General features: G+C 71.1%; 21 protein-coding genes and 1 pseudogene. 8 read left to right on the forward strand and 14 right to left on the reverse strand.

Features of this window, described 5'->3' with window-relative positions:
* Positions 1–109 precede the first annotated feature (109 nt).
* Positions 110–1,054 carry a chaplin gene (locus ABT254_RS09605; protein WP_351466114.1) on the forward strand — a complete coding sequence of 315 codons (945 nt, stop codon included), beginning with the start codon at positions 110–112 and terminating at the stop codon, positions 1,052–1,054.
* A 114-nt stretch (positions 1,055–1,168) separates the two neighbouring features.
* Here ABT254_RS09605 and ABT254_RS09610 read toward each other — a convergent pair whose 3' ends face one another.
* Positions 1,169–1,357: a DUF5703 family protein gene (locus ABT254_RS09610; RefSeq protein ID WP_005485166.1), complete on the reverse strand. Its 189-nt coding sequence runs from the start codon at positions 1,355–1,357 to the stop codon at positions 1,169–1,171.
* 47 nt (positions 1,358–1,404) lie between these two features.
* On the opposite strand from ABT254_RS09610, the gene ABT254_RS09615 reads away from it, so the two are divergent.
* Entirely contained in the window at positions 1,405–2,112 is a 708-nt protein-coding gene (locus ABT254_RS09615; RefSeq protein WP_351466117.1) for a hypothetical protein, read from the forward strand.
* 184 nt (positions 2,113–2,296) lie between these two features.
* Here the strand turns inward: ABT254_RS09615 and ABT254_RS09620 are convergent, their stop codons facing one another.
* Positions 2,297–4,555 (reverse strand): helix-hairpin-helix domain-containing protein, encoded by a 2,259-nt coding sequence (locus ABT254_RS09620; protein WP_351466120.1) that lies wholly within the window; start codon positions 4,553–4,555, stop codon positions 2,297–2,299.
* A complete protein-coding gene (locus tag ABT254_RS09625) occupies positions 4,552–5,538 on the reverse strand; it encodes an aldo/keto reductase (RefSeq protein WP_351466122.1) in 987 nt (328 codons plus the stop codon). The genes ABT254_RS09620 and ABT254_RS09625 overlap by 4 nt, the downstream gene beginning before the upstream one ends.
* A gap of 112 nt (positions 5,539–5,650) precedes the next feature.
* On the opposite strand from ABT254_RS09625, the gene ABT254_RS09630 reads away from it, so the two are divergent.
* Together ABT254_RS09630 and ABT254_RS09635 are read left to right on the forward strand one after the other, a co-directional pair.
* Positions 5,651–6,706 carry an LLM class F420-dependent oxidoreductase gene (locus ABT254_RS09630; RefSeq protein WP_351466125.1) on the forward strand — a complete coding sequence of 352 codons (1,056 nt, stop codon included), beginning with the start codon at positions 5,651–5,653 and terminating at the stop codon, positions 6,704–6,706.
* Between the two features lie 264 nt (positions 6,707–6,970).
* On the forward strand, positions 6,971–7,759 hold the full coding sequence (locus ABT254_RS09635; protein WP_351466128.1) for a ferritin-like domain-containing protein: 789 nt from the start codon (positions 6,971–6,973) through the stop codon (positions 7,757–7,759).
* Between the two features lies 1 nt (position 7,760).
* Here ABT254_RS09635 and corA read toward each other — a convergent pair whose 3' ends face one another.
* Positions 7,761–8,759 carry a magnesium/cobalt transporter CorA gene (gene corA / locus ABT254_RS09640; RefSeq protein ID WP_351466131.1) on the reverse strand — a complete coding sequence of 333 codons (999 nt, stop codon included), beginning with the start codon at positions 8,757–8,759 and terminating at the stop codon, positions 7,761–7,763.
* Between the two features lie 62 nt (positions 8,760–8,821).
* Between corA and ABT254_RS09645 the strand changes: the two genes are divergently transcribed.
* The 4 genes from ABT254_RS09645 (at position 8,822) to mshC (ending at position 12,328) form a co-directional block, all read left to right on the forward strand.
* Positions 8,822–9,508: a histidine phosphatase family protein gene (locus ABT254_RS09645; RefSeq protein WP_351466134.1), complete on the forward strand. Its 687-nt coding sequence runs from the start codon at positions 8,822–8,824 to the stop codon at positions 9,506–9,508.
* Between the two features lie 111 nt (positions 9,509–9,619).
* Positions 9,620–10,210: a DUF3090 domain-containing protein gene (locus ABT254_RS09650; RefSeq protein WP_123964039.1), complete on the forward strand. Its 591-nt coding sequence runs from the start codon at positions 9,620–9,622 to the stop codon at positions 10,208–10,210.
* The gene (locus ABT254_RS09655) at positions 10,174–11,004 is read left to right on the forward strand and encodes an SCO1664 family protein (RefSeq protein ID WP_351466137.1); all 831 of its coding nucleotides are present in this window, start codon (positions 10,174–10,176) and stop codon (positions 11,002–11,004) included. Before ABT254_RS09650 ends, ABT254_RS09655 begins: the two co-directional genes overlap by 37 nt.
* A gap of 94 nt (positions 11,005–11,098) precedes the next feature.
* Entirely contained in the window at positions 11,099–12,328 is a 1,230-nt protein-coding gene (gene mshC / locus ABT254_RS09660; protein WP_351466140.1) for a cysteine--1-D-myo-inosityl 2-amino-2-deoxy-alpha-D-glucopyranoside ligase, read from the forward strand.
* A 100-nt stretch (positions 12,329–12,428) separates the two neighbouring features.
* On the opposite strand, the gene ABT254_RS09665 is transcribed toward mshC, so the two are convergent.
* The 10 genes and pseudogenes from ABT254_RS09665 to ABT254_RS09710 form a co-directional block, all read right to left on the reverse strand.
* Positions 12,429–13,013 (reverse strand): hypothetical protein, encoded by a 585-nt coding sequence (locus ABT254_RS09665; RefSeq protein ID WP_351466143.1) that lies wholly within the window; start codon positions 13,011–13,013, stop codon positions 12,429–12,431.
* 34 nt (positions 13,014–13,047) lie between these two features.
* Positions 13,048–14,769 (reverse strand): S8 family peptidase, encoded by a 1,722-nt coding sequence (locus tag ABT254_RS09670; RefSeq protein ID WP_351466146.1) that lies wholly within the window; start codon positions 14,767–14,769, stop codon positions 13,048–13,050.
* Between the two features lie 255 nt (positions 14,770–15,024).
* A complete protein-coding gene (locus tag ABT254_RS09675; RefSeq protein ID WP_351466149.1) occupies positions 15,025–16,005 on the reverse strand; it encodes a PAC2 family protein in 981 nt (326 codons plus the stop codon).
* A 162-nt stretch (positions 16,006–16,167) separates the two neighbouring features.
* A complete protein-coding gene (locus ABT254_RS09680; RefSeq protein ID WP_351466152.1) occupies positions 16,168–16,839 on the reverse strand; it encodes a FadR/GntR family transcriptional regulator in 672 nt (223 codons plus the stop codon).
* Positions 16,840–17,023: 184 nt separating this feature from the next.
* Positions 17,024–17,263, reverse strand: a pseudogene (locus ABT254_RS09685) (S-methyl-5-thioribose-1-phosphate isomerase); the annotation flags it as partial.
* A 20-nt stretch (positions 17,264–17,283) separates the two neighbouring features.
* A complete protein-coding gene (locus tag ABT254_RS09690; RefSeq protein WP_351466155.1) occupies positions 17,284–17,853 on the reverse strand; it encodes an SMI1/KNR4 family protein in 570 nt (189 codons plus the stop codon).
* 158 nt (positions 17,854–18,011) lie between these two features.
* Positions 18,012–19,628: a glycerol-3-phosphate dehydrogenase/oxidase gene (locus ABT254_RS09695; protein WP_344404327.1), complete on the reverse strand. Its 1,617-nt coding sequence runs from the start codon at positions 19,626–19,628 to the stop codon at positions 18,012–18,014.
* Positions 19,629–19,680: 52 nt separating this feature from the next.
* Positions 19,681–21,222, reverse strand: a complete 1,542-nt coding sequence (gene glpK / locus ABT254_RS09700) for a glycerol kinase GlpK (protein ID WP_351466159.1) — start codon at positions 21,220–21,222, stop codon at positions 19,681–19,683.
* A 78-nt stretch (positions 21,223–21,300) separates the two neighbouring features.
* Complete coding sequence (locus ABT254_RS09705) at positions 21,301–22,101, reverse strand: MIP/aquaporin family protein (protein WP_351466163.1); 801 nt, start codon at positions 22,099–22,101, stop codon at positions 21,301–21,303.
* Between the two features lie 377 nt (positions 22,102–22,478).
* Positions 22,479–23,243, reverse strand: a complete 765-nt coding sequence (locus ABT254_RS09710) for an IclR family transcriptional regulator (protein ID WP_099927649.1) — start codon at positions 23,241–23,243, stop codon at positions 22,479–22,481.
* Between the last annotated feature and the right edge of the window lie 277 nt (positions 23,244–23,520).

The following is a 23,520-nucleotide window of genomic DNA, read 5'->3' on the forward strand; positions in this document are numbered from 1 at the left end:
CGGCGCGGGAGCGCAGCCATGCGCTCCGGAGCCGACCGGCCGTTTCGCGAATTTCCACACGGAATTCGCGGGATTCCAGGTCAGGAATGAAGGCAGGGAGAATTCAGCAATGCGACAGGTCACCCGCAAGGGCCTGATGACCGTGATGGCGGCGACCGGCGTGCTCGCCGCGGCGGGCGGTTACGCCCACGCCGACTCGGGCGCGAACGGCTCCACCTCGGACTCGCCCGGCGTACTGTCCGGCAACACGGTGCAGGCGCCGGTGCATGTGCCGGTGAACGTCTGCGGCAACACGGTCAACGTCGTCGGGCTCCTCAACCCGGCGCGGGGCAACGAGTGCAGCAACGAGGGCGGGCACGGCGGTTCCGGCGGGGCCCACGCCGGCGGACACGCCAGCCACTCGCCCGGCATCGGCTCCGGCAACACCGTCCAGGCGCCGGTCGACGTGCCGGTCAATGCCTGCGGCAACACGGTCAACGTCGTCGGACTGCACAACCCGGCGCGGGCCAACGAGTGCAGCAACGAGGGCGGGCACGGCGGTTCCGGCGGGGCCCATGCCGGCGGACACTCCAGTGACTCGCCCGGCATCGGTTCGGGCAACACCGTCCAGGTGCCGGTCGACGTGCCGGTCAATGTCTGCGGCAACACCGTCAACATCGTCGGCATCGGCAATGCCGCCGAGGACAACGAGTGCTCCAACGGCGGTTCGGGCGGGCACACGACGCCTCCGGGAGGCGGCCACCAGACGCCGCCCGGGCACCCGGGGCACCCCGGGCACCCGGGTACTCCCGGACACCCGGGCCACCCCGGACAGCCGGGCCACCCCGGCCACCCCGGACATCCCGGCAACCCGAACCACCCCGGCAACCCGAGCACGCCGGGCGGCTCCTCGCACACCAACCACCCGGGCACCCAGACGGTGACCCAGCCGCAGGGCGGCGCACAGCTCGCGCACACCGGCAGTGACCTGCCGATCGGCGTCGTGCTCCCGGTGGGCGCCGGGGCGCTGCTGGCGGGCGCGGTCATGTACCGCAAGGCGCGCGCCTCGGTCTGAACCGGCGCATCTCCACGCCAAGCACCGCAAACTTCCCCTGAGGTGCGCAGAACGGAGCGGGCCCCGTGCTGGCGGGGCCCGCTCCGTTTCCGTCGTCTCCGTCCTCGCCTCAGCTCACCACGTGGCCCGCACCTGGCGGATGATCCGCCGGCGCAACCGCACCCTGCGGCTGCCGTCGCGCAGCAGGCTCAGACGGTCCAACTCCCAGTGTCCGTACTCGGCATGGTCCGTCAGCAGACGTGTGGCGTCCTTGCGGGACACCCCGCGCGGTACGTACACGTCGACAAATTCGTATTCCGGCATCGCATCTATTGTGCGGGCTGGGGCCCGGTACGGATAGCGTCTGCACTATGTCTGATGCTGCGCAGCCCACCGCTGCCGAGGTACGAGCCGCCGCCGAGGCGGTCAAGACCGCGCTCGACCGCCACCTGGCCGCGGTCGAACGCAGGTCCGGGGAGGACGACCAGGCCGTCTACGAGGCGTTCAACGAGCTGGCCGCGGCCGCCGAGACGTACGACGAGCTGCTCTACGACCGCTACGACGAGGTCACGCCCTTCGAGATCCCCGGTGCGGAGGACTCGCTGCCGCCGTACACGGGCCCCGAGGAGCCGAACGCGCTGAGTGTGCTGATCCGCCGCGACTACGCCGTCGCGGACCAGCACCGGCTGCTGGCGCAGGCGCAGCGGGTGGAGGCGGCGGACGACGACGGTCGGGGGGCGGCGGCCTCCGCGACCGTGCACGGGGCGCTGGGCGTTCTGTTCGGCGAGTTCGAACCGGACGAGATCGCCTCGCGGCACAAGGAGTTCGGCCTGGAGGAGGGTGACTCCACGCTCTGGGTGACGGCCACGGACGAACCGGCCGAGCCGGGCGACTGGCTGGAGGCGCCGTTCGAGCAGATCGATCCGCAGCGGGTGGTCTGCCGCTTCGACGTCAGCGCGGTCTTCGACGACGAGATCGAGGACGGGCGCCTCGCCGGCGTGGACGAAGACATCGAGGACGAACTGGACACGGATCTGGACGGCGACGAGGACCTGGAGCCACTCGACGCGGACCGCTAGCGCGGGGCTGGACCGGTTTACGGCGGCGGCGTTCACGGATGATCTCCGTGAGCGCGCCGCCGTGTGTGGGTGGCGTCTTCGGCCGGTTCGCGTCTGCCGGCCGTCTGTGGCTGGTCGCGCCCACGCGGCGGAGCCGCACCTCGATATGGCCCCGCGCCCCTGAGGTGGGTGCCGGGCCCCCTGGTCAGTCGGTGGCCGGTGCCTGTGTGCTGAGCAGTGCCGGCAGACGGGTCGTGCGGGGCTTTGCCGGGACCTCGGCCACGGCACGGGGGAGTGCCTGGTCCACGCCGTGGACCACGGAGAGGTGGCGGTCCGCCCTGCCGAACGCCGTGTAGACCCACGGGCGGCTGAGGGACTGCGCCGCGTCCCCGGGCAGCACCACGACCACGGCGGGCCACCGGTTGCCCACCGCCTGGTGCGCGGTCAGCGCCCAGCCGTGCCGCACGGACTGCTCCACCCGCTCCTTCGGTACGACGACGGGGGCGCCCGCGCACGACAGGTGCAGCCCCTCGGCGTCGGCCGTCACGACCTTGCCCGGGGCCGTACGGCCCGGTGCGGGGGAGTAGGCGATCCGGTCGCCGGGGTCGAAGCCTCCGAAGCGGCCGGGGCCGGGGTTGAGGCGCTCCTTCAGCGCCGCGTTGAGCGCGCGGGTGCCGGCCGCGCCGCCGTGGCCGGGGGTGATCACCACGGTCTCCTCGGGCGGCACCCCGATCGCCCGTGGCACCGAGTCGGCGACGAGCTGCACGGTCCGGTGGACCGCCTCGCCCGCGTCCCGCACCGGGACGATCACGACCTCCTTGCCGGGAGCCTCGACCTGGGCCAGCTCACCGATGCCGATGCCGGAAACCAGCTCCCCCAGCGGGCCGAGGTCGGGCCGCCGGGACGCGATCCGGGGGCAGACCCGCGCCGCCAGCAGATCGGCGAACACCCGGCCCGGCCCGGCCGACCAGAGCACCCCCGGGTCCCCGGCCAGCACAAGCCGGGCACCGTCGGGCAAGGACTCGACGAGCAGGGCCCCCGTCTCGACGTCCAGTTGGGGCGCGTCGAGCACGACGAGAAGATCCAGATCCAACGCTCCGTCCGCGTCCCGCCCGGGCCCCTCGTCACCCGAGAGAAGCCCGGCGACGGTGGCGACGCGGGAGGCGCCGGACGCGGTGCCGGCAGACTCGCTCACGGGTGCCGCAGCTTCTCCCGGCGCGCTGCTGGCGGCAGCGTGGTCGCCGCCCCCCCGGCCTCCCGGCATATCGCTGTCGCGCAGGGCGCCGCTCGCAGCGTTGCCTCCCGGGCTCCCTGCCGCCGCCCACAGCGCTGCGAAGCGGTCGCGGCCGGCAGGACTGTGGGTGGCGGCCCAGGCGCGCAGGCCGAGGGCGGTGGCCGTCCGGAGCAGTGCCGCCGGTTCGGCGAGGGATGCTTCGCCACCGGTGTGCAGGACCAGGCCGTGGCCCGCGACCGCGCGGACCAGTTCGGCGGTGGAGTCCGGTGCGGAGGCGGCGGCGCCCTCCCAGGCCTCCGCCGAACCGTCCTCCTTCGGCACCGAGTTGATCAGGCGGGTGAGCCCGTCGGCGAGGCTCTCCTCCGCGAGCGCGTACCGCTCCAGGCCCACCAGGATCCGTACCGGACGCTCCTCGGCCCCCTCGGCGGTCTCGGGTGCCGGAGCGGTCGGGTCGAGGGAATCCTGGAAGACCAGGGCCTCGCCCTCCGCGACAGCGCTCTGCACGGCCGCGTCGGCATCGGGCACGCCCCGCTGGGCCAGCGCCGCGGTGAGCGCAGGCATCTCCAGCGCCGTGTGCCCGGCGAGCGCCGCCTGCTCCAGCAGCCAGCCCGTCAGCGCCCGGCCCCGACGCTCGTCGTCCGGACCGCACTCCGCACCGAGCAGCGCCCGCGCGAAGCCGTCGGCCTGCTCGGGCCGCACACCGCCGACGCGCAACAGCAGCCAGGGATCCTCCCGCAGAACGTCCTCCGCGCCCTCGCCGAGGGCCGCGGCGACCTGCGGTGCGAGCGCGTCCGGCGCGCCGCCGTCGGTCAGCACCCGCCGTACCGCGTCGACAGCCTCCGGCGCGGGAGCAGCGGGCACGGCCGCGGGCGTCGGCTGTGGACGCCGTACCGGCTCGGGGGCGGGCCGGCGCGGGGCGGACTCGCTGAACACGGTGGCCACAGGCTTCGCGCCGCTCTCCACGGCACGGACGGCGGCCAGCAGATCCGCGGCCTTCCCGCTGAGCTTCGCTCCGGCCTCGATGGGCCCCGCCTTCTCCGCCTTGCGCCGCTCGATCCGCTCCCGCTCCAGCCGCTGAGCCGCCAGCTCGGCCTCGGCTTCGGACAGTTGGGCGGCGGCCTCCCCGCCGCCGTCCGCCGTGGTCTCGCCCTCGCCGCTCTGCTCCGCGGCGCCCGGCGTCCCCGGCTCGGCGTTCTCTGCGTCCTCGGTGGGTTCGGGCTCCGTGCTCACAGCGTGCTCCAGTCGTGATCGGGATAGCGGTGCACGGGCGCCGACACGTCGTCGAGCGCCCGGCAGATCTCGTCAGGAAGACTAAGGGCCTCCACTGACAATGCCGCCGTGAGCTGGGAAGAGTTGCGCGCACCGACGATGGGCGCGGCCACCCCGGGCCGGTCGCGGATCCACGCGAGGGCGACCTGGAGGGGAGTCACCGCGAGCCCGTCCGCCGCGGTCTGCACGGCGTCCACGATGCGGCTCGCGGTGTCGTCGAGGTACGGCGCGACGAAGGGCGCCAGGTGCTCGGAGCCGCCGCGCGAGTCGGAGGGAACGGCCTCGCCCCGGTACTTGCCCGTCAGGACCCCGCGGCCCAGCGGCGAGGAGGGCAGCAGGCCGATGCCAAGGTCCAGCGCGGCCGGCAGCACCTCGCGCTCCACACCCCGCTGCAGCAGCGAGTACTCCATCTGCGTGCTCGCCAGCCGGGTCCGCAGACCGGTGGCCGCCAGCTGCCACGTAGCCGCCTTGGCGAGCTGCCAGCCGCAGAAGTTGGAGACGCCGGCATAGCGCGCCCGGCCGCTGCTGACCGCCAGGTCGAGGGCCTGGAGGGTCTCCTCGAGCGGGGTGTTCGGGTCGAAGGCGTGGATGTGCCAGACGTCGACGTAGTCCGTGCCGAGCCGGGCCAGCGAGGCGTCCAGCGCGGAGAGCAGGTGCCCGCGCGAGCCGTCGACCCGGCGGTCCGGGTCCGGCACACTGCCCGCCTTGGTCGAGATCACCAGGTCCCGGCGCGGAACCAGGCCTTCTATGAGGCGTCCGAGCAGGTACTCGGCCTCCCCGTCGCCGTACACGTCCGCCGTGTCGACGAGGCTCCCGCCCGCCTCCCAGAACGTCTTCAAGAGGTCCGCGGCGTCGTGCTCGTCGGTGTCCCTGCCCCAGGTGAGCGTGCCGAGTCCGATGCGGGACACGCGAAGGCCGGTCCGGCCGAGATACCTCTGCTCCATGAACGCCGAGATTACTGGCCCGACCGTTCGGCGTGGGGGCCTGTGGACAACCAGTTTCCGCACGCTAGGGTCTGGCCAACAGGGACGTTACTGATCGGTAAGGGGTATCGGCATGCAGCTCGGGATCAACCTCGGCTACTGGGGTGCCGGAATGGACGCGGACAACCTGGAGGTCGCGAAGGAGGCCGACCGGCTCGGGTACGCCGTGTGCTGGGCCGCCGAGGCCTACGGATCGGACGCGGCCACCGTGCTCAGCTGGGTCGCCGCCCAGACCGAGCGCATCGACGTCGGCTCGGCCATCTTCCAGATCCCGGCCCGCCAGCCCGCGATGACCGCGATGACCGCCGCCACCCTCGACTCGCTCTCCGGCGGCCGCTTCCGCCTCGGCATCGGCGTCTCAGGACCGCAGGTCTCCGAGGGCTGGTACGGCGTCAAGTTCGACAAGCCGCTGGCACGCACCCGTGAGTACGTCGAGATCGTGCGCAAGGCGATGACCCGCGAGCGGCTGTCGTACGAGGGTGAGCACTGGACGCTGCCGCTGCCCGGCGGCCCGGGCAAGCCGCTCAAGCTGACCGTGCACCCCGAGCGCGAGCACATCCCGCTGTACATCGCGGCGATCGGCCCGAAGAACCTCGAGCAGACGGGCGAGATCGCCGACGGCGCCCTGCTGATCTTCCCCTCGGCCGAGCACCTCGAGGAGACCACGATCAAATACCTGCGCGCCGGCCGGGAGAAGGCCGGCAAGACCCTCGACGGCTTCGACGTCTGCCCGACGCTTCCGCTCTCCGTCGGCGAGGACAAGGACGTGGCCACCCTCGCCGACGCGTTCCGGCCCTACACCGCGCTGTACGTCGGCGGCATGGGCAGCGCCAAGCAGAACTTCTACAACCAGCTCGCCCAGCGCATGGGGTTCGAGGCGGCCGCCGCCGAGGTCCAGGCGAAGTACCTCTCCGGCGACAAGCAGGGCGCCGCGGCCGCGATCCCGCACGACCTGATCGACAAGACGGCGCTGCTCGGTTCCGTGGACCGCATCGCCGACCGGATGAAGCAGTACGCGGCGGCCGGAGTCACCACCCTGAGCCTCAACCCGGCCGGCTTCACGCTTCAGGAGCGGATCGCCTCGCTCCGCGCCGGCACCGAGGCCCTGGAGCGCGCCGGGCTGGCGTAACGCACGAGCCGGGCGGCGGGGGAGAGGTTTCTGCGGCCGTGGTGGGGGCTCGGGGGTCTTCCCCGCCACGGCCGTCACGGGGAACAACGCGCCCGGGCGCGCGCGGTTACGCCTCCGAACCGACCCCTTGGGTCCTCCTTTTGGCCGAGTTGTCCGACACAGCTGTTGCAGCACCTCTGACACCGCATTTGACTCGTTCTTTGCGGAGCCCGCCGGAATCCGGCAGGGACCGGCAGAACAGAGACCGGCAGAGAGGTGCCCGCGATGCTTTCGGCCAGGAGTCTTTTCCAGGAGATCCTCGACGACGACGAGTCGTTCGCCCTGTTCTGCTCCATCGCGGCCAGCGGTGAGTCCCAGGGCGGCTGGGAGAACGGGCGGATCGCCGCACTGGTCCCCGACAGCCAGCGCGCACTCGCCCCCAAGATCACCCGGCACGGCGCCGACGAGGACAAACACGGGCGGATCTTCAACGCCCTGATGAAGAAGCGCGGGCTCGAACCCGTCCCGGTACCGCCCGAGACCGACTACACGATGCTCCTGGAGAAGAACGGCATCGGGCTCCCCCACGAGAAGCTCAGGAACGACGAGCCGCTCACCGTGCAGGACATCGTCACCTACCTCTCCCACAGCAGGGTCACCGAGCAGCGCGCCTGCGAGCAGATGGAACTGCTGCGCCGGCACTTCGCCGACCACCCCGACATCGGCCGGGCGGTGCGGATGATCTCCGACGACGAGGACAACCACCTGGCCTACTGCCACGAGGAGTTGCTGCGCTTCGCGTACGCCGGACACGGCCGCGCCATCCAGCGCACGCTGCGGGAGTGCGCGCTCGCGGAGATCCGCATCTACCGGGACGTCAGCCTCGCCGTCATGAACCACATGGGGCGCATCCTCGGCTGGCCGAGGGCCAAGTCGGCGCTGCTCGCGGCCGGTATCCACGCCGTCTACGCGTACGAGCGGTGCGCGGGCTGGCGGCGCATGGTGAGCCTGCGGATGCCCGAGCGGCGCGACGCGCTGGGCGGACCCGCCACGACGGCACCCGAGTTCGCCTGAGCTACAGCCAGCCCCGGTGCTTGAAGAGGCGGTACAGCAGCACCTCCAGGGCGGCCATCGCCAGGATCACCGCCGGGTACGACACACGCCAGTGCAGCTCCGGCATGTGGTCGAAGTTCATGCCATAGATCCCCGCGATCATCGTGGGGATCGCCGCCATGGCCGCCCACGCGGAGATCTTCCGCATGTCGTCGTTCTGCCGCACGCTCATCTGCGCGAGATGCGCCGACAGCACGTCCGAGACCAGCCGGTCCAGGCCCTCCACCGACTCGTTCACGCGCGTGAGGTGATCGCTGACGTCCCGGAAGAAGGGCTGTGCCTTCTCGTGCACGAAGGGCACCCGGGTGCTGAAGACGCCGCCGCCCGCCAGCCGGGCCAGCGGCTGCGCCAGCGGGCCCGTGGCCCTGCGGAACTCCAGGATCTGCCGCTTGAAGGCGTAGATGCGCGACGCCGTGTGCCGCGAGCCCCCGGCGATCGGCGAGAACACCTCGGCCTCCAGCTCCTCCAGGTCGGTGCCGAGCTCCGCCGCCACCTCCAGGTAGTGGTCGACCACGGCGTCGGCGATCGAATAGAGCACCGCCGTGGGCCCGTGCCGGAGCATGTCGGGCTCCTCCTCCAGCCGGTGCCGCACGGCCGCGAGCGGCGCCTCCTCGCCGTGCCGCACCGTCACCACGAACGAGTCGCCGATGAAGACCATGACCTCCCCGGAGGTGACGATGTCGCTCCTCGCCTCATATCCGACCGGCTTGAGGACCATGAACAGCGAGTCGTCGTACACCTCCAGCTTGGGCCGCTGATGCGCGTTCAGGGCGTCCTCGACGGCCAGCGGATGCAGCCCGAACTCCTCGGAGACCCGCTCGAACTCCTTCTCCGTCGGCTCGTACAGGCCGATCCAGACGAAGGCGTCGCGCCCGCGACGGCACTGCGCCAGGGCGTGCGAGAAGTCCGCGGGCCCCTCCGTCCGGCGCCCGTCCCGGTAGATGGCGCAGTCGACGATCACGGAGCGTATTCTCCCGCCCCGGGCCCGCCGACGCACCCCGGCGTATGCCTACCCTTGGCCGCATGCCCACGCTGATCCTGGTCCGGCACGGACGTTCCACCGCCAACACCGAGGGGGTGCTCGCCGGCTGGACGCCCGGTGTCGCCCTCGACGAGCGCGGCGCCGCGCAGGCCGCCGCCCTGCCCGGGCGGCTCGCCGGGCTGCCGATCTCCGAGGTCGTCAGCAGCCCGCTGCAGCGCTGCCAGGAGACGATCCGGCCGCTCCTCGACGCCCGCCCCGAGCTCACCGCGCACACCGACGAACGGATCGGGGAGGCCCACTACGGCGACTGGTCCGGCCGCAAGCTGGCCGAACTCAAGGACGAGCCGCTGATGGAGGTCGTGCAGGCGCACCCGTCGGCCGCCGCGTTCCCCGGCGGCGAATCGATGCGAGCGATGCAGACCCGCGCCGCCGAAGCCGTACGAGAATGGAACGCGCGCGTGGAGCGCGACCACGGCACCGACGCCGTCTACCTGATGTGTTCGCACGGCGACATCATCAAGTCGCTCGTCGCGGAGGCACTTGGGCTTCATCTCGACCTTTTCCAGAGGATTTCCGTTGAACCGTGTTCCATCACCGCGATCCGTTACACACGTCTGAGGCCGTTTCTCGTACGGCTCGGTGACACCGGCGATTTCGCGTCGCTGGCGCCGCGCGAGGAACCCCCGGCCGACGACGCCACGGTCGGGGGCGGTGCGGGCGCACCGTGATCGTCGGGCGCAGTAGGGTGAAGCGGTCGCAGTAGCGCCGCACCCGTCCGCACCAGCAGGCCGTGCGGTCATCCGGTCCGATGTCGATCCACGAATTCCAGGAGACAGGACGTGTCCCGTCAGGTGTTCCTCTACGACCCCCCGGACCGCTTCGTGGCCGGTACGGTCGGTATGCCCGGACGCCGTACGTTCTTCCTCCAGGCCACCGCGGGCCCTCGTGTGACCAGCGTGGCCCTGGAGAAGACCCAGGTCGCCGCTCTTGCCGAGCGCATGGACGAACTGCTCGACGAGGTCGTACGCCGCAGTGGCGGCAGCGCCGCCGTCCCGGCCGTCGCGTCCACCGAGATCTCCGACACCGATCCGCTGGACACCCCCGTCGAGGAGGAGTTCCGGGTCGGCACCATGGCCCTCGCCTGGGACGGCGAGGAACAGCGCATGATCGTCGAGGCGCAGGCCCTCGTGGAGCTCGACGCCGACTCCGAGGAGGACCTCGCCGAGGCGGAGGAGCGCCTGCTCCAGGACGAGGAGAACGGACCCCCGATGCTGCGGGTCCGGCTGACCGGCGCGCAGGCACGGGCCTTCGCCAAGCGCGCCCTCGACGTCGTCAACGCCGGGCGGCCGCCGTGCCCGCTGTGCAGCCTCCCGCTCGACCCGGAAGGACACGTATGTCCGCGCCAGAACGGATACCGCCGCGGAGCGTGACGACCGACGAGCCGCTCGCCGATCTGCTCACCCACGGCGAGCTCACCGTGCGCGGCCGTATCCGCGAGGCGTCCAATGCGGCGCTGTACTGCACGATCTCCCACGAGGGCAGGGAAGCGGCCTGCATCTACAAGCCCGTCGCCGGTGAGCGGCCCCTGTGGGACTTCCCCGACGGCAACCTGGCCCGGCGCGAGGTGGCCGCCTACGAGGTCTCCGAGGCGACCGGCTGGGGGCTCGTGCCGCCCACCGTGCTGCGCGAGGGACCGTACGGCGAGGGGATGGTCCAGCTGTGGATCGAGGTGAGCCCCGAGGCCGAGCTGCTCGCCCTGGTCGACGGTGAGGAGCCGGAGCCGGGCTGGAAGGCGATCGGCTTCGCCGAGGTCGGCGACGGGAAGACGGCGCTGCTGGTGCACGCCGACGACGAGCGGCTGCGCCGGCTCGCCGTGCTCGACGCCGTGATCAACAACGCGGACCGCAAGGGCGGCCATCTGCTGCCCACGGCCGACGGCCGGTTGTACGCAATCGACCACGGGGTGACCTTCAACACCGAGAACAAGCTCAGGACGCTGCTGTGGGGGTGGGCGGGGGAGCCGCTGGACCCGGCGGCGGTCGACGTCCTCAAGACCCTCCAGGAGGCCCTGGCCGCGCAAGGAGCGCTGGCCACACGGCTGACGGGCCTGATCACACAGGCCGAACTCGATGCCACGCGCGCGCGTGTCGCCGTACTCCTGGAGTCGGGCAGGCATCCCGAGCCGAGCGGCGAGTGGCCTGCGATTCCCTGGCCACCCGTGTAGAAGCAGACCGGCGGGTATCACGCAAGAGTGCCTTACCGGCCATCCGGCCCGGTCCGGTTCGTATACGGAACTTCCGTCCGGTTAGGCTCATGACATGCATGCCTGGCCCGCTTCCGAGGTCCCCGCCCTGCCTGGTCAGGGCCGCGACCTGAGGATCCACGACACCGCGACCGGTGGCTTGGTCTCCCTTGACCCCGGTCCCGTCGCCCGTCTCTACGTCTGCGGCATCACGCCGTACGACGCGACCCACATGGGTCACGCGGCGACCTACAACGCGTTCGACCTCGTTCAGCGCGTGTGGCTCGACACCAAGCGGCAGGTTCAGTACGTCCAGAACGTCACCGACGTGGACGATCCGCTGCTGGAGCGGGCGCAGCGCGACGGCATCGACTGGGTCGCCCTCGCCGAGCAGGAGACCGCCCTCTTCCGCGAGGACATGACCGCCCTGCGGATGCTGCCGCCGCAGCACTACATAGGCGCGGTCGAGGCGATACCCGGCATCGTGCCGCTCGTCGAGCGGCTGCGGGACGCGGGCGCCGCCTATGAACTCGACGGAGACATCTACTTCTCCGTGGAGTCCGACCCCAACTTCGGCAAGGTCTCGGGTCTCGACGCGGCGGCCATGCGGCTGCTGTCCGCCGAGCGCGGCGGCGACCCGGACCGTCCCGGCAAGAAGAACCCCCTCGACCCGATGCTGTGGATGGCCGCCCGCGAGGGCGAGCCCAGCTGGGACGGCGCATCGCTCGGCCGCGGTCGCCCCGGCTGGCACATCGAGTGCGTCGCCATCGCCCTGGACCACCTCGGCATGGGCTTCGACGTGCAGGGCGGCGGCTCCGACCTCGCCTTCCCGCACCACGAGATGGGCGCCTCGCACGCCCAGGTGCTGACCGGCGAGTTCCCCATGGCCAAGGCGTACGTCCACGCCGGCATGGTCGCCCTGGACGGCGAGAAGATGTCCAAGTCCAAGGGCAACCTGGTCTTCGTGTCCAAGCTGCGGCGCGACGGGGTGGACCCGGCCGCGATCCGGCTGGCGCTGCTCGCCCACCACTACCGCTCCGACTGGGAGTGGACCGACCAGGTCCTCGAGGACGCCGTGGCGCGACTCGGGCGCTGGCGCGCCGCCGTCTCCCGCCCCGACGGGCCGCCCGCCGAGGCCCTGGTCGAGGAGCTCCGCGAGGCGCTCGCGAGCGACCTGGACGCCCCGGCCGCGCTCGCCGCGGTCGACCGCTGGGCCGCGCTGCAGGACGCCGAGGGCGGTACGGACATCGGCGCACCCGGTGTCGTGTCGCGGGCCGTGGACGCCCTGCTGGGCGTGGCCCTGTAGCCGCAGCCGGCAAGGCACGGGAAAGGGGCGCTTCCTCGGTGGAGGAAGCGCCCCTTGTGTCACTTTGCGTGGGTCGGACCGCCTGGATCAGACGTGTGGATCAGATCCTGCGGATCTGGATGCTGCGCAGGACCTGCGGTGAGCCGGAGTCCCAGATGCCGACGACCTGGTGGCCGAACGCGAAGGCCTCCTGGACCTGGTCGTGGGTCTGGGGGTTCGGGTTGGCGAAGATCCTCAGCTGGCCGTTGATGCGCAGCGCGATCAGGCTGGGCTGCCCCGGCAGCGGCTGGACGACGTCGATGTAGCCGTCCGCAATACCGGCCTGCAACACCTGAGCCTGCACCTGCTGCTGGGCGTGCTGCACGGCGACCTGGGCGATCTGGTGGAGCTGCTGCTGCACCTGCTGCTCGTGCTGTTGTTGCTGCTGCTGACCGTAGCCCTGCTGCTGGCCGAGCTGCTGCAGCAGCTGCTGGAAGGGCTGCTGCTGGCCGAGCTGCTGGAGCTGCTCCAGCGAACCCGTGCCCATGCCCATACCCATGGGCTGCTGCTGTCCGAACGGCTGCTGCTGGCCGTGGCCCTGCTGCTGTCCGAACGGCTGCTGCTGGTACTGCTGGTAGGGCGACGTGCTCGGGAACTGCTGGCCCTGCTGTTGTCCCAGTTGGCTCATCTGCGGGGTGGTGCTCATGCGGGTGTCACCTTCCCTTGATGGTTGGGATTCGTCAGCCCGTGACGACCAGGCCGACGATCTCGTCGTCCGAGAACCACACTCGGACGTCGGGCCGTCCCCCCGCGAAGGCGGAGTGCACCGCCTGGCGGATCTCCGGGGACGGGTGGTTCAGGTTCCGCCAGGCGCCGGCCACGAACAGCCTCAGCCTGGGCGGGAGTTCACGGGGGTACGGCAGCAGCTCGTCCCAGTACCGTTCGGCCTGGCCCGAGCCGACCGCCTCCGGCAGCAGATGGGTGACCGCCGCCTTGATGTCGGGCCGGTTGCCGATCCGCTGCGAGGCGGGCCGGCCCGGCGCGTCCTGCTGCGGGGAGCCCGTGGCCCGCAGTACGGCGCGCGCACGCTCCGGGGACATCGGCGGCTGGCCGGCCGCCTTGAGCATGCCCTGCAGTGCGGCCAGGGCACCGACCACCACCGGGGAGGCGGAGGAGGTCCCGGAGAAGGTGTCCGTGTACCAGGCGATCTCCTCGGGCCCGCCCTGCAGATCGCCGGGCTTGTCCCAGAAGCCGCCGGTCGTTGTCACCTCGCGGCCCCAGCCCTGGGCGTCAAGCCGGGCGCCGTAGTTGGAGAACGCGAGCCTGGAGCGGTCCGGGCCGTGGTCGCGGCCGTGCGTGCCGGGCGGCGGTGCGCCCGCGCCGACCAGGACGGCACCGGAGGACTGATTGGAGGGATTGAACGGGTTGCGCCACCACTCGGGGAAATCGTCCGGGCGGCGCTCGTAGACGGCGTCGTCCAGCGACTCGGCGCCGTTGCCGGCCGCCTCGACGACCAGGACGCCCTTGGCGGTGGCGTACCGGATCGCCGCGAAGTCGTCCGGCCACCACTCGACGGCGACATAGCCGCGCTGGTCGTCGCGCTCGGCGTACTCGAACCGCGGTCCGGGGCGGTGCAGTTCGATCAGCACGATGTCGCCGGAGCCGAGCCGGTCGGCCGCCGCATGGATCGCGGCCGCCGTGCCGATGCCCTGGAAGGACGCCGCCGCGGTCACCGCCTCGGGCACGATGCCGTTGACGCCGTACTCATTGCGGTCGCCGCCGATCACACCGATCACGGCGGTGCCGTGGTTGCGCCAGGCGAGGTCGGTCAGCGGGGTGCCGACCACGACGCCGGCCAGCTTGGCGGCCAGGTCCTCATGGCCCAACTGCCAGGCGCCCTCGACGTCGATGACCGTCACCCCCTGACCCGAACCACCGGGGCGCTGCCAAGCCCAGTGGGCGTCTATCCCCTCCGGCGCGGGGCGCAGATAACCCTGACGGCTGCTGAAGTCGGGGGTGACGGGCGCCCCCTCCTTCAGCCGGCCGCTCTCCTGAGCCAGGGACGCCGGTACGGCACCGGGCTTGATGTACGCCGTCTCGATGCCCGGCAGCGCGGCGATCCGCGAGCACAGCTCCTCCCGGCGGCTCTCGCCGCCGCGCACCCGGTAGAACATCGCCAGATCGGGCACGCCGCCGTCGCTCGGGGCGGCGGACTGCTGCAGCCGCTCCTCGCTGCCGAACAGCGGCTCCAGCGCCAGCTGTTCGTCGCTGAGGAACATGTTGAGAGCGGAGACATCGGCCCCCGCGGCCGAGCGGACGCCCTCGGCCTGGGCGCGCAGCCGGGCCTCGGGACGGGCGACGACGATCAGTTCCCGCTCGGCTCCTCGATAGGTGAATCCCGCTCCGTCGGGCCCCGGCCCGGACGTTCCCGGCCCTTGCGCCGGCTGTACCTGGTCGCTCATCGGTACCGCTCCCTTCGGTCCGTGCGGGTGCGCCATCGGTGCACAACCAAGCACGGTCTCGGCGAGGCGTCCAGACCGTCTTCACCAACTCGGTTTGAAAACAAGTTGAATTGGGTAGCGTGTGCAATCCGTCTTGAAACAGAGGTCACGTAGCAAACCGGCCAAAGACTGCAGAGTCATCAGTCATGGGACGGGGCGAGAGAACGCACAGAGGGCGGTGCGCAAGCTGCGCACCGCCCTCATCGGTCGACCCCGCTAGTCCTCCGACGACTCCTCGTCGTCCGGACCCGGCTTCGGTGGCTTCGGCGGCTTGCTGCGGCCGCCGGGGTTGTCCCGCAGATACGACGTGCTGTCGCTGCCGTCCGCGGTCGCGTGTCCGCCGCTCGACGGACCTCCGCCGTCCCGGCGCCGCAGATACCGCTCGAACTCGCGGGCGATCGCCTCGCCCGAGGCCTCCGGCAGCTCCGCGGTGTCCCGGGCCTCCTCCAGCGTCTGCACGTACTCCGCGACCTCGCTGTCCTCGGCGGCCAGCTGGTCCACGCCGACCTGCCAGGCGCGCGCGTCCTCGGGCAGCTCGCCCAGCGGGATGCGCACGTCGATCAGGTCCTCCAGGCGGTTGAGCAGGGCCAGCGTCGCCTTCGGGTTCGGCGGCTGCGACACGTAGTGCGGCACCGCCGCCCACAGCGACACCGCCGGCACACCCGCGTGCGTACAGGCCTCCTGGAGGACGCCGACGATGCCCGTCGGGCCCTCGTACTTGGTCTCCTCCAGGTCCATGCGCTGCGCCAGGTCCGAGTCGGACGTGGTGCCGCTGATCGGGACCGGTCGGGTGTGCGGGGTGTCGCCCAGCAGGGCGCCGAGGACCACCACCAGCTCCACACCCAGTTCGTGCGCGAAGCCCAGCAGCTCGTTGCAGAACGAGCGCCACCGCATCGACGGTTCGATACCCCGGACGAGTACGAGATCGCGCGGCTTCTCGCCGCCGACCCGGACCACCGACAACCTTGTCGTCGGCCACGTGATCTTGCGCACGCCGCCGTCCATCCACACCGTGGGGCGGTTCACCTGGAAGTCGTAGTAGTCCTCGGCGTCCAGCGCCGCGAACACCTCGCCCTTCCACTCCCTGTCCAGATGCGCGACCGCGGTGGAGGCGGCGTCGCCGGCATCGTTCCAGCCTTCGAACGCGGCCACCATGACCGGGTCGATCAGCTCGGGAACCCCCTCGAGCTCGATCACCCAGGCCTCCTTCCGACGTGCCCTCGCTTGACCACCCAACCTTACGGCGTGCGGCGGGGGCGCTCGCAGCCCCCTTGCACGGGGGAGTGAACGGATCACTGCCCCGTCCGGGGCCCTCGAACACCCATGATCGCCATCGCGGGCCCCCGTGCGGGAAGCCGCTCAGAGCGTCGAGCGGAGCCACTGCTCCACGCTCGCGATGTGCACCGTCGCCCAGGAGCGTGCGGCCTCCGCGTCCCGGTCGCGCAGGGCGGCCAGGATCGCGCGGTGCTCGTGCAGGGTGCGGCTGACCGCGTCCTCCTGGGTCAGACCGCGCCAGATGCGCGCCCGGGTGGTCGGCCCCGACAGACCGTCCAGCAGCGAGCACAGCACCGAGTTGCCGGAGCTCTGCACGATGCCCCGGTGGAAGTCGAGGTCACAGGCGACCAGCTCCTCCACCGACGGAGTGTCCCCGAGCTTCTCCAACTGGGCGTAGAGCGCGTCCAGTTGCTGTTCGCTGATCCTGGAGGCGGCCATCGCCGTGGCGGCCGGCTCCAGGATGCGGCGCACCGCCAGGAACTCCAGCACCGTGTCGTCGCGGTGGAAGTCGACGACGAAGCTCAGCGCCTCCAGCAGCAGCTGTGGATCGAGGCTGGTCACATATGTGCCGTCGCCCTGCCGCACGTCCAGGATCCGGATCAGCGACAGAGCCCGCACGGCCTCCCGCAGCGAGTTGCGGGACAGCCCCAGCTCGGCGGCCAGTTCGCTCTCCTTGGGCAGCCGGTCGCCGGGGCGCAGCGCGCCGGAGACGATCATTCCCTTGATCTTCTCGATCGCCTCGTCGGTGACTGCCATGGGCGGCCTCCCTGTCGTTCAGACCTGTCGTTCAGACATCCGATGTATCAGGCCATTATGAGGGTTCAGTGGGCTGAACGTGGTGCCGAATGCTCAGGTCAGGGCGAGAATCTCCAGGTCGGCGAGGACGGCGCCCTCGTCGGGGGTCCTCAGGCCACGGTCCCGCATCAGCACCCGCCCGTCCACGCAGGTGCTCACCCGACAGCCGGCCGGAGGCGAACTCCAGAACCCCCTGCTCCGTCACCAGCCCCGTCACCGGACGCCCCGGCGTCACGTCGAACGCCGGGTTGTGTCCCCGCGACGCGGGAGGCGCCGTCCGGACGCCGCCCCACTCCAACACCTCGGCCTCGCCGCGGAGTTCGATGGGGATGTCGTCGCCGGTCTTGGTGGCTCGTGCGCCGCGGTGAGTTGGCGGACATGACAGCCGTACGCGAGCTCGTCACATCACTGGGCTGACGGGGCGTCGAACCACTCCTTGCCGGCCGCCCAGTGCTTCACCCAGCCGGCGAAGCCGGGCTCGGAGGTCGTGAAGCCGAACTCCGAGCCGAACGGCATCGCGCCCACGTCGGTGATGTGCCATATGTGCCCGCGCTGGGGGCCGCTGACGACGAGATGCCAGTTCATCGCGCACCCGTCCGTACCCAGCACGATCGACCCATGGTTGAGGACCTGCTCGATGACCGCCTCGGGATCCTCGTACGGCCCGTCGTCCTCCTCCCAGAGCCAGGCCGTGGTGAGCGGGAACGGCTCGCCCGGCCTGCGCCCCGTCCCGTCGTCCGCCCAGTCGTCGGGCAGGTCGGCCAGCCCCACGAGCCCGTACTCCGGCGGCCCCTGGTGCGATCCGTCGGACACCTCCGCCACGAACGTCCGATACGGCTCCGGCAGTACCACCCCGTGCTCCGCCTCGAAGGCGCGCACCGCGTCCCAGCCGAGCGCCGACTCCCCGCCGTCGTCCACGCCGAACGCCGCCCGGAGGGCGGCGAGATCCTCGGCACTGGCCTGATCACTGTTCATGCCCCTATGAGAACACCCGCCACTGACAACGGCGGGCGCACGCGAAAAGGGCGGCTCCGTCGGCGCGGAGTCGCCCTTCTCGCGGATCCGGCCCCCTAGGGGAGAGGGGCCGTTCCCCGATCGTGCCGGCCCTGGTCAGGGAAGGGGCCGGCGCGAGGTCACTTCTTGTCGAGCAGGTCCTGGACCTTGGCGCGGACCTCGTCCGTGGCCAGGCCCCGGATCGTCAGCGTCGTACGACGGCGCAGCACGTCGTCCGCCGTCTCGGCCCACTCGTTGTCCCGGGCGTACACCACCTGCGCCCAGATCTCCGGAGCGTCGGGGTGGACCCGCTCGCCCAGCTCAGGGTTCTCGTTGGCGAGGCGGGCGATGTCGAAGGACAGCGAACCGTAGTGCGTGGCCAGGTGCTTGGCGGTGTCGGCGGCCATGCGCGGACCGGGCGCCGGGTTGTCCACCAGCAGCCGGTGGGCGACCGCACGCGGGTTGGCGACACCCGGCAGCGGCAGCTTCTTCGGCAGCGAGGAGATGGGCTCGAAGTCGTCGCCCAGGGGAGCGCCCGGCAGCGCCTCCAGCTTCTGCATCACCGTACGGCCGATGTGCCGGAAGGTCGTCCACTTGCCGCCCGCGACGGACAGCATCCCGCCCCGGCCTTCCGTCACGACGGTCTCGCGCTTGGCCTTCGCCGTGTCGCCGGGGCCGCCCGGCAGCACACGCAGGCCCGCGAAGGAGTACGTGATCAGATCACGGCTGAGCTGCTGGTCCCGGACGGAGAACGCGGCCTCGTCCAGGATCTGGGATATGTCCTTCTCGGTGACGGAGACATCCGCCGGGTCGCCCTCGAACTCCTCGTCGGTCGTGCCGAGAAGCAGCATGTCCTCCCAGGGGAGGGCGAAGGTGATGCGGTACTTGTCGATGGGGGTGGCGAGCGCCGCCTTCCACGGGGAGGTGCGCTTCAGGACCAGATGCGCGCCCTTCGACAGCCGGATCGACGGCGCGGCATTCGGGTCCTCCATACGGCGCAGGTGATCGACCCACGGGCCGGTCGCGTTGAGCACCAGCCGGGCGTTGACGCCGAACTCGTCACCCGTCGTACGGTCCTTGAGGTCCGCACCCGTCACCCGGCCCTTGGTGAACCGGAGACCGGTCACCTCGGCGTGGTTGAGGACGACCGCGCCCGCCTCGACGGCCGCACGGACCGTCATCAGCGCCATGCGCGCGTCGTTCATCTGGTCGTCGCCGTAGACGGCCACGGCCTTGAGGTTCTCGGTGCGCAGCTCGGGCACGTCCTGGGCCGCCTTGGCGGGGGACAGGAGGTGGCCGACGCCGTCACCGAACGCGGAGAGCGCGGAGTAGGCGAAGACGCCCGCCCCGAGCTTCGCAGCGCCGTGCGGCCCGCCCTTGTACACGGGGAGGTAGAACGTGAGCGGGTTCGCCAGGTGGGGGGCCACCTGACGAGACACCGCACGGCGCTCGAAGTGGTTCTCCGCCACCAGCTTCACCGCGCCGGTCTGCAGATAGCGCAGACCGCCGTGGAGCAGCTTGGAGGAGGCGGAAGAGGTGGCGCCGGCGAAGTCGCCGGCGTCGACCAGCGCCACCCTGAGGCCGGACTGCGCGGCGTGCCAGGCGGTGGAGATGCCCAGGATGCCGCCGCCGATCACGAGGAGGTCGTACGACGCCTTGGCGAGCTGCTCCCGGGTCTCGGCGCGGCTCGGGTTGGAGCCGGAGGCCGGGCGCGTACCCAGGGCAGGCACGGACTGCAGGGTGGACTGACTGGTCATTTCGGGTTCTTACTCCTCATCAGAGCTTTCGAGGGACTTGGCAGAGCCCTCGTCAGCTCTCTTCGTCCTCGAGCCAGCCCATCGTCCGCTCGACGGCCTTGAGCCAGCTCTTGTACTCACGGTCGCGGGTCTCCGCGTCCATGCGGGGGGTCCACTCGGCGGCCCGGCGCCAGTTGGCACGCAGGTCGTCGGTGCTGGTCCAGAAGCCGACGGCGAGACCGGCGGCGTAGGCGGCACCGAGGCAGGTCGTCTCGGCGACCATCGGGCGCACCACGGGCGCGTCCAGGAAGTCCGAGAGGGTCTGCATCAGCAGGTTGTTGGAGGTCATGCCGCCGTCGACCTTGAGGGCCGCGAGCTCGACACCGGAGTCCTTGGTCATGGCGTCCGTGATCTCACGGGTCTGCCAGGCGGTGGCCTCCAGGACGGCGCGCGCGAGGTGCGCCTTGGTGACGTACCGGGTCAGACCGGCGATCACACCGCGGGCGTCGGAGCGCCAGTACGGGGCGAACAGACCGGAGAAGGCCGGCACGAAGTAGGCGCCGCCGTTGTCCTCGACCGAGAGCGCGAGCGTCTCGATCTCGGCGGCGGTGGAGATCAGACCCATCTGGTCGCGCATCCACTGCACCAGCGAACCGGTGACGGCGATCGAGCCCTCCAGGGCGTAGACCGGCTTGTCGTCGCCGATGCGGTAGCCGACGGTGGTCAGCAGGCCGCTGTACGAGTTGATGATCTTCTCGCCGGTGTTCAGCAGCATGAAGGTGCCGGTGCCGTACGTCGACTTGGCCTCGCCCTCCGCGAAACAGGTCTGGCCGAACAGGGCCGCCTGCTGGTCGCCGAGCGCGGAGGCGACCGGGATGCCGCCGAGCAGGTCGCCCAGCTTGCCGCCCTTGATCTCGCCGTAGACCTCGGCGGAGGAGCGGATCTCCGGCAGCATCGCCAGCGGGACGCCGATGGACTCGGCGATCTTCTCGTCCCACTCCAGCGTGTGCAGGTTCATCAGCATGGTGCGGGAGGCGTTGGTGACGTCGGTGTAGTGCTTGCCGCCGTCGACACCACCGGTCAGGTTCCAGATGACCCAGGTGTCCATGGTGCCGAACAGGATGTCGCCGCGCTCGGCGCGCTCGCGCAGGCCCTCGACGTTGTCGAGCAGCCAGCGGGCCTTGGGGCCGGCGAAGTAGGAGGCCAGCGGAAGGCCCGTCTCGCGGCGGAAGCGGTCCTGGCCGACGTTGCGCCCGAGCTCCTTGCACAGGGCGTCGGTGCGGGTGTCCTGCCAGACGATGGCGTTGTGGACGGGCTCACCGGTGTTCTTGTCCCAGAGCAGCGTGGTCTCGCGCTGGTTGGTGATGCCGATGGCCTTGATGTCGTCACGGGTGATGCCGGCCTTCTGGATGGCTCCGGCGACGACTTCCTGGACGTTGGTCCAGATCTCGTTGGCGTTGTGCTCGACCCAGCCCGGCTTCGGGAAGATCTGCTCGTGCTCCTTCTGGTCCACGGAGACGATACGTCCGTCGCGGTCGAAGACGATGCAGCGGGAAGAGGTGGTGCCCTGGTCGATCGCGGCGATGAAGGGGCCGGCGGTGTGGGCGTCGGTCACGGTGTGCTCCTGAAGTTCCGTGGATAGGGGCTGTCTGTACGGCGCGGTGCTGTTTAAGTGCGGTGAAGGCCGGTGCTCTTAAGCAAAAGCGACGTTGTAGATGCCTGCGGCGATCGCGGCGCCGATCAGGGGACCGACGACCGGGACCCAGGCGTAGCCCCAGTCGGAGCCGCCCTTGTTGGGCAGGGGCAGGAGGGCGTGCACGATGCGCGGACCGAGGTCACGGGCCGGGTTGATCGCGTAGCCGGTCGGACCGCCGAGGGACAGACCGATGGAGACGACGACGAGCGAGGTGATCAGGGCACCCAGGACGCCCAGGCCCTTGCCGCTGTCGTTGAGGCCCTGCGTGAGGACGGCGAGCACCAGCACGATGGTGCCGATGACCTCGGTGGCGACGTTCTGCCAGGCGACCCGGACCTCGGGGCCGGTGGAGAAGATGCCCAGGACCGGGCCGGCGCCCTTCTCCTGGGCCTCGACGGCCTTGGCCGCCGTGGCCTGCGCACCCGGACCGCCGACGATCTCCTTGTCGGTGAGGTGCGCGTGGAACTGACCGTAGTAGGCGACCCAGACCAGGGCCGCGCCGATCGCGGCGCCGAGCAGCTGCCCGCCCCAGTAGACCGGGACGTCGCTCCAGTCGATGCCGTCCTTCTTGAGCGCGAGCGCGAGCGTCACGGCCGGGTTGAGGTGGGCGCCGGAGAGCGGCGCCGAGGTGTAGACCGCCGTGAGTACCGCGAAGCCCCACCCGAAGGTGATGGCCAGCCAGCCGGCGTTACGGGCCTTGGAGGCCTTCAGCGTCACGGCGGCGCAGACGCCGCCGCCGAGCAGGATGAGTATGGCGGTACCGATGGTCTCGCCGATGAAGATGTCGGAGCTGGACACCCGCGACTCCTTTGTCCTTCGTCCAGGGGACCGAACCCCGGGTCCCTCCGGGAGTTCGAGCTGCCCTCGGGGGTGAGAGCGAATACCGGCCCTTGGCGTTGTCACACTCTAGCGCGTATTGCCGGTAGGTGTTCGACAATGCCGACCGATGGACGGGAGTCTTGCTCCGGCCTCAGGTGTGCGTCAAGGGCCTGTGGCGGCGAAAATCCGATCGTTATCGATCGCTGTGAGCAGTCGATCTTGCAGGTCAGCTGCGTACGGCCGGGTAACAAGCACACGGCGTACCGACCAGCCGGTTCGCCGGGCCGTTCCCGGGCACGACGGAGGCCGGGGCGCTGTTCCGCGTCCCGGCCGTCTCCCGCTTCCCGCTGTGCCTGTCAGAACCGTCCGGCGCCCAGGTCCCGCGAGACCGCACGGGCGCAGTCGCGCACCGCGGCGATCAGTTCCGGGCGCAGCTCGCCGTCCCGGCACAGCCGCTCCACGGCGCCGGTGATCCCCACCGCGCCCACGGGCATCCGCCGCCGGTCGTGGATGGGCGCGGCGACGGACGCGACGCCCTCCCAGGTCTCCTCGACGTCGGCCGCGTAGCCCCGCGCACGCGAGAGGTCGAGGATGTGCTCGAAGTCCTCCTGCTCGCACACGGTGCGGTCGGTGAAGGGCTTGCGGTCGGCCTCGATGGCCTCGCTGTGCGCGACCGGGTCGTAGGCCGAAAGGACCTTGCCCAGGGCCGTGGAGTGCAGCGGCTGCATGGCCCCTATCTCCAGCACCTGACGGCTGTCGTCGGGCCGGAAGACGTGGTGCACGATCAGTACGCCCTGCTGGTGCAGGACGCCGAGATACACGCTCTCCCCACTGGACCGGGCCAGGTCGTCCGTCCACACCAGGGCGCGCGCCCGCAGCTCGTGCACGTCGAGATAGGTGGTGCCGAGGCGCAGCAGTTCGGCGCCCAGCTGATAGCGCCCGGAGGCGTCGTCCTGCTCGACGAAACCCTCCTGCTGGAGGGTGCGCAGAATCCCGTGGGCGGTGCCCTTGGCGAGGCCCAGTGACGAGGCGATGTCCGAGAGGCCGAGCCGTCGCTCGCCGCCCGCGAGCAGCCGCAGCATCGCGGCCGCCCGTTCGAGCGACTGGATGTTCCGTGCCATCGCCGTACTGCCTCCGTCCCCTTCGACCGTCGACGCGCGACGTCGCTGCCGCTGTTCGGCAATGTCGAACACTACCGGTCGATGTCGACCTCTCGCTAATGGTCGGTGCGTTTCCGTCGGGTTCTGTTGTGTCACTGGTATCCCGTCGGTGACCTGCCCGTCATCCTCGTCCGTCCCGTGGACGCCCCTGACCATCCCCGGCCGACCCCGGTTACCCTGGCGAGGTGCGCCTGCCGGGGCAGATCCCGGACAGACGCAAAGCCGACAGCCGTCGCAC

Source organism: Streptomyces sp. NPDC001137 (assembly GCF_040298885.1).
GTDB lineage: Bacteria > Actinomycetota > Actinomycetes > Streptomycetales > Streptomycetaceae > Streptomyces.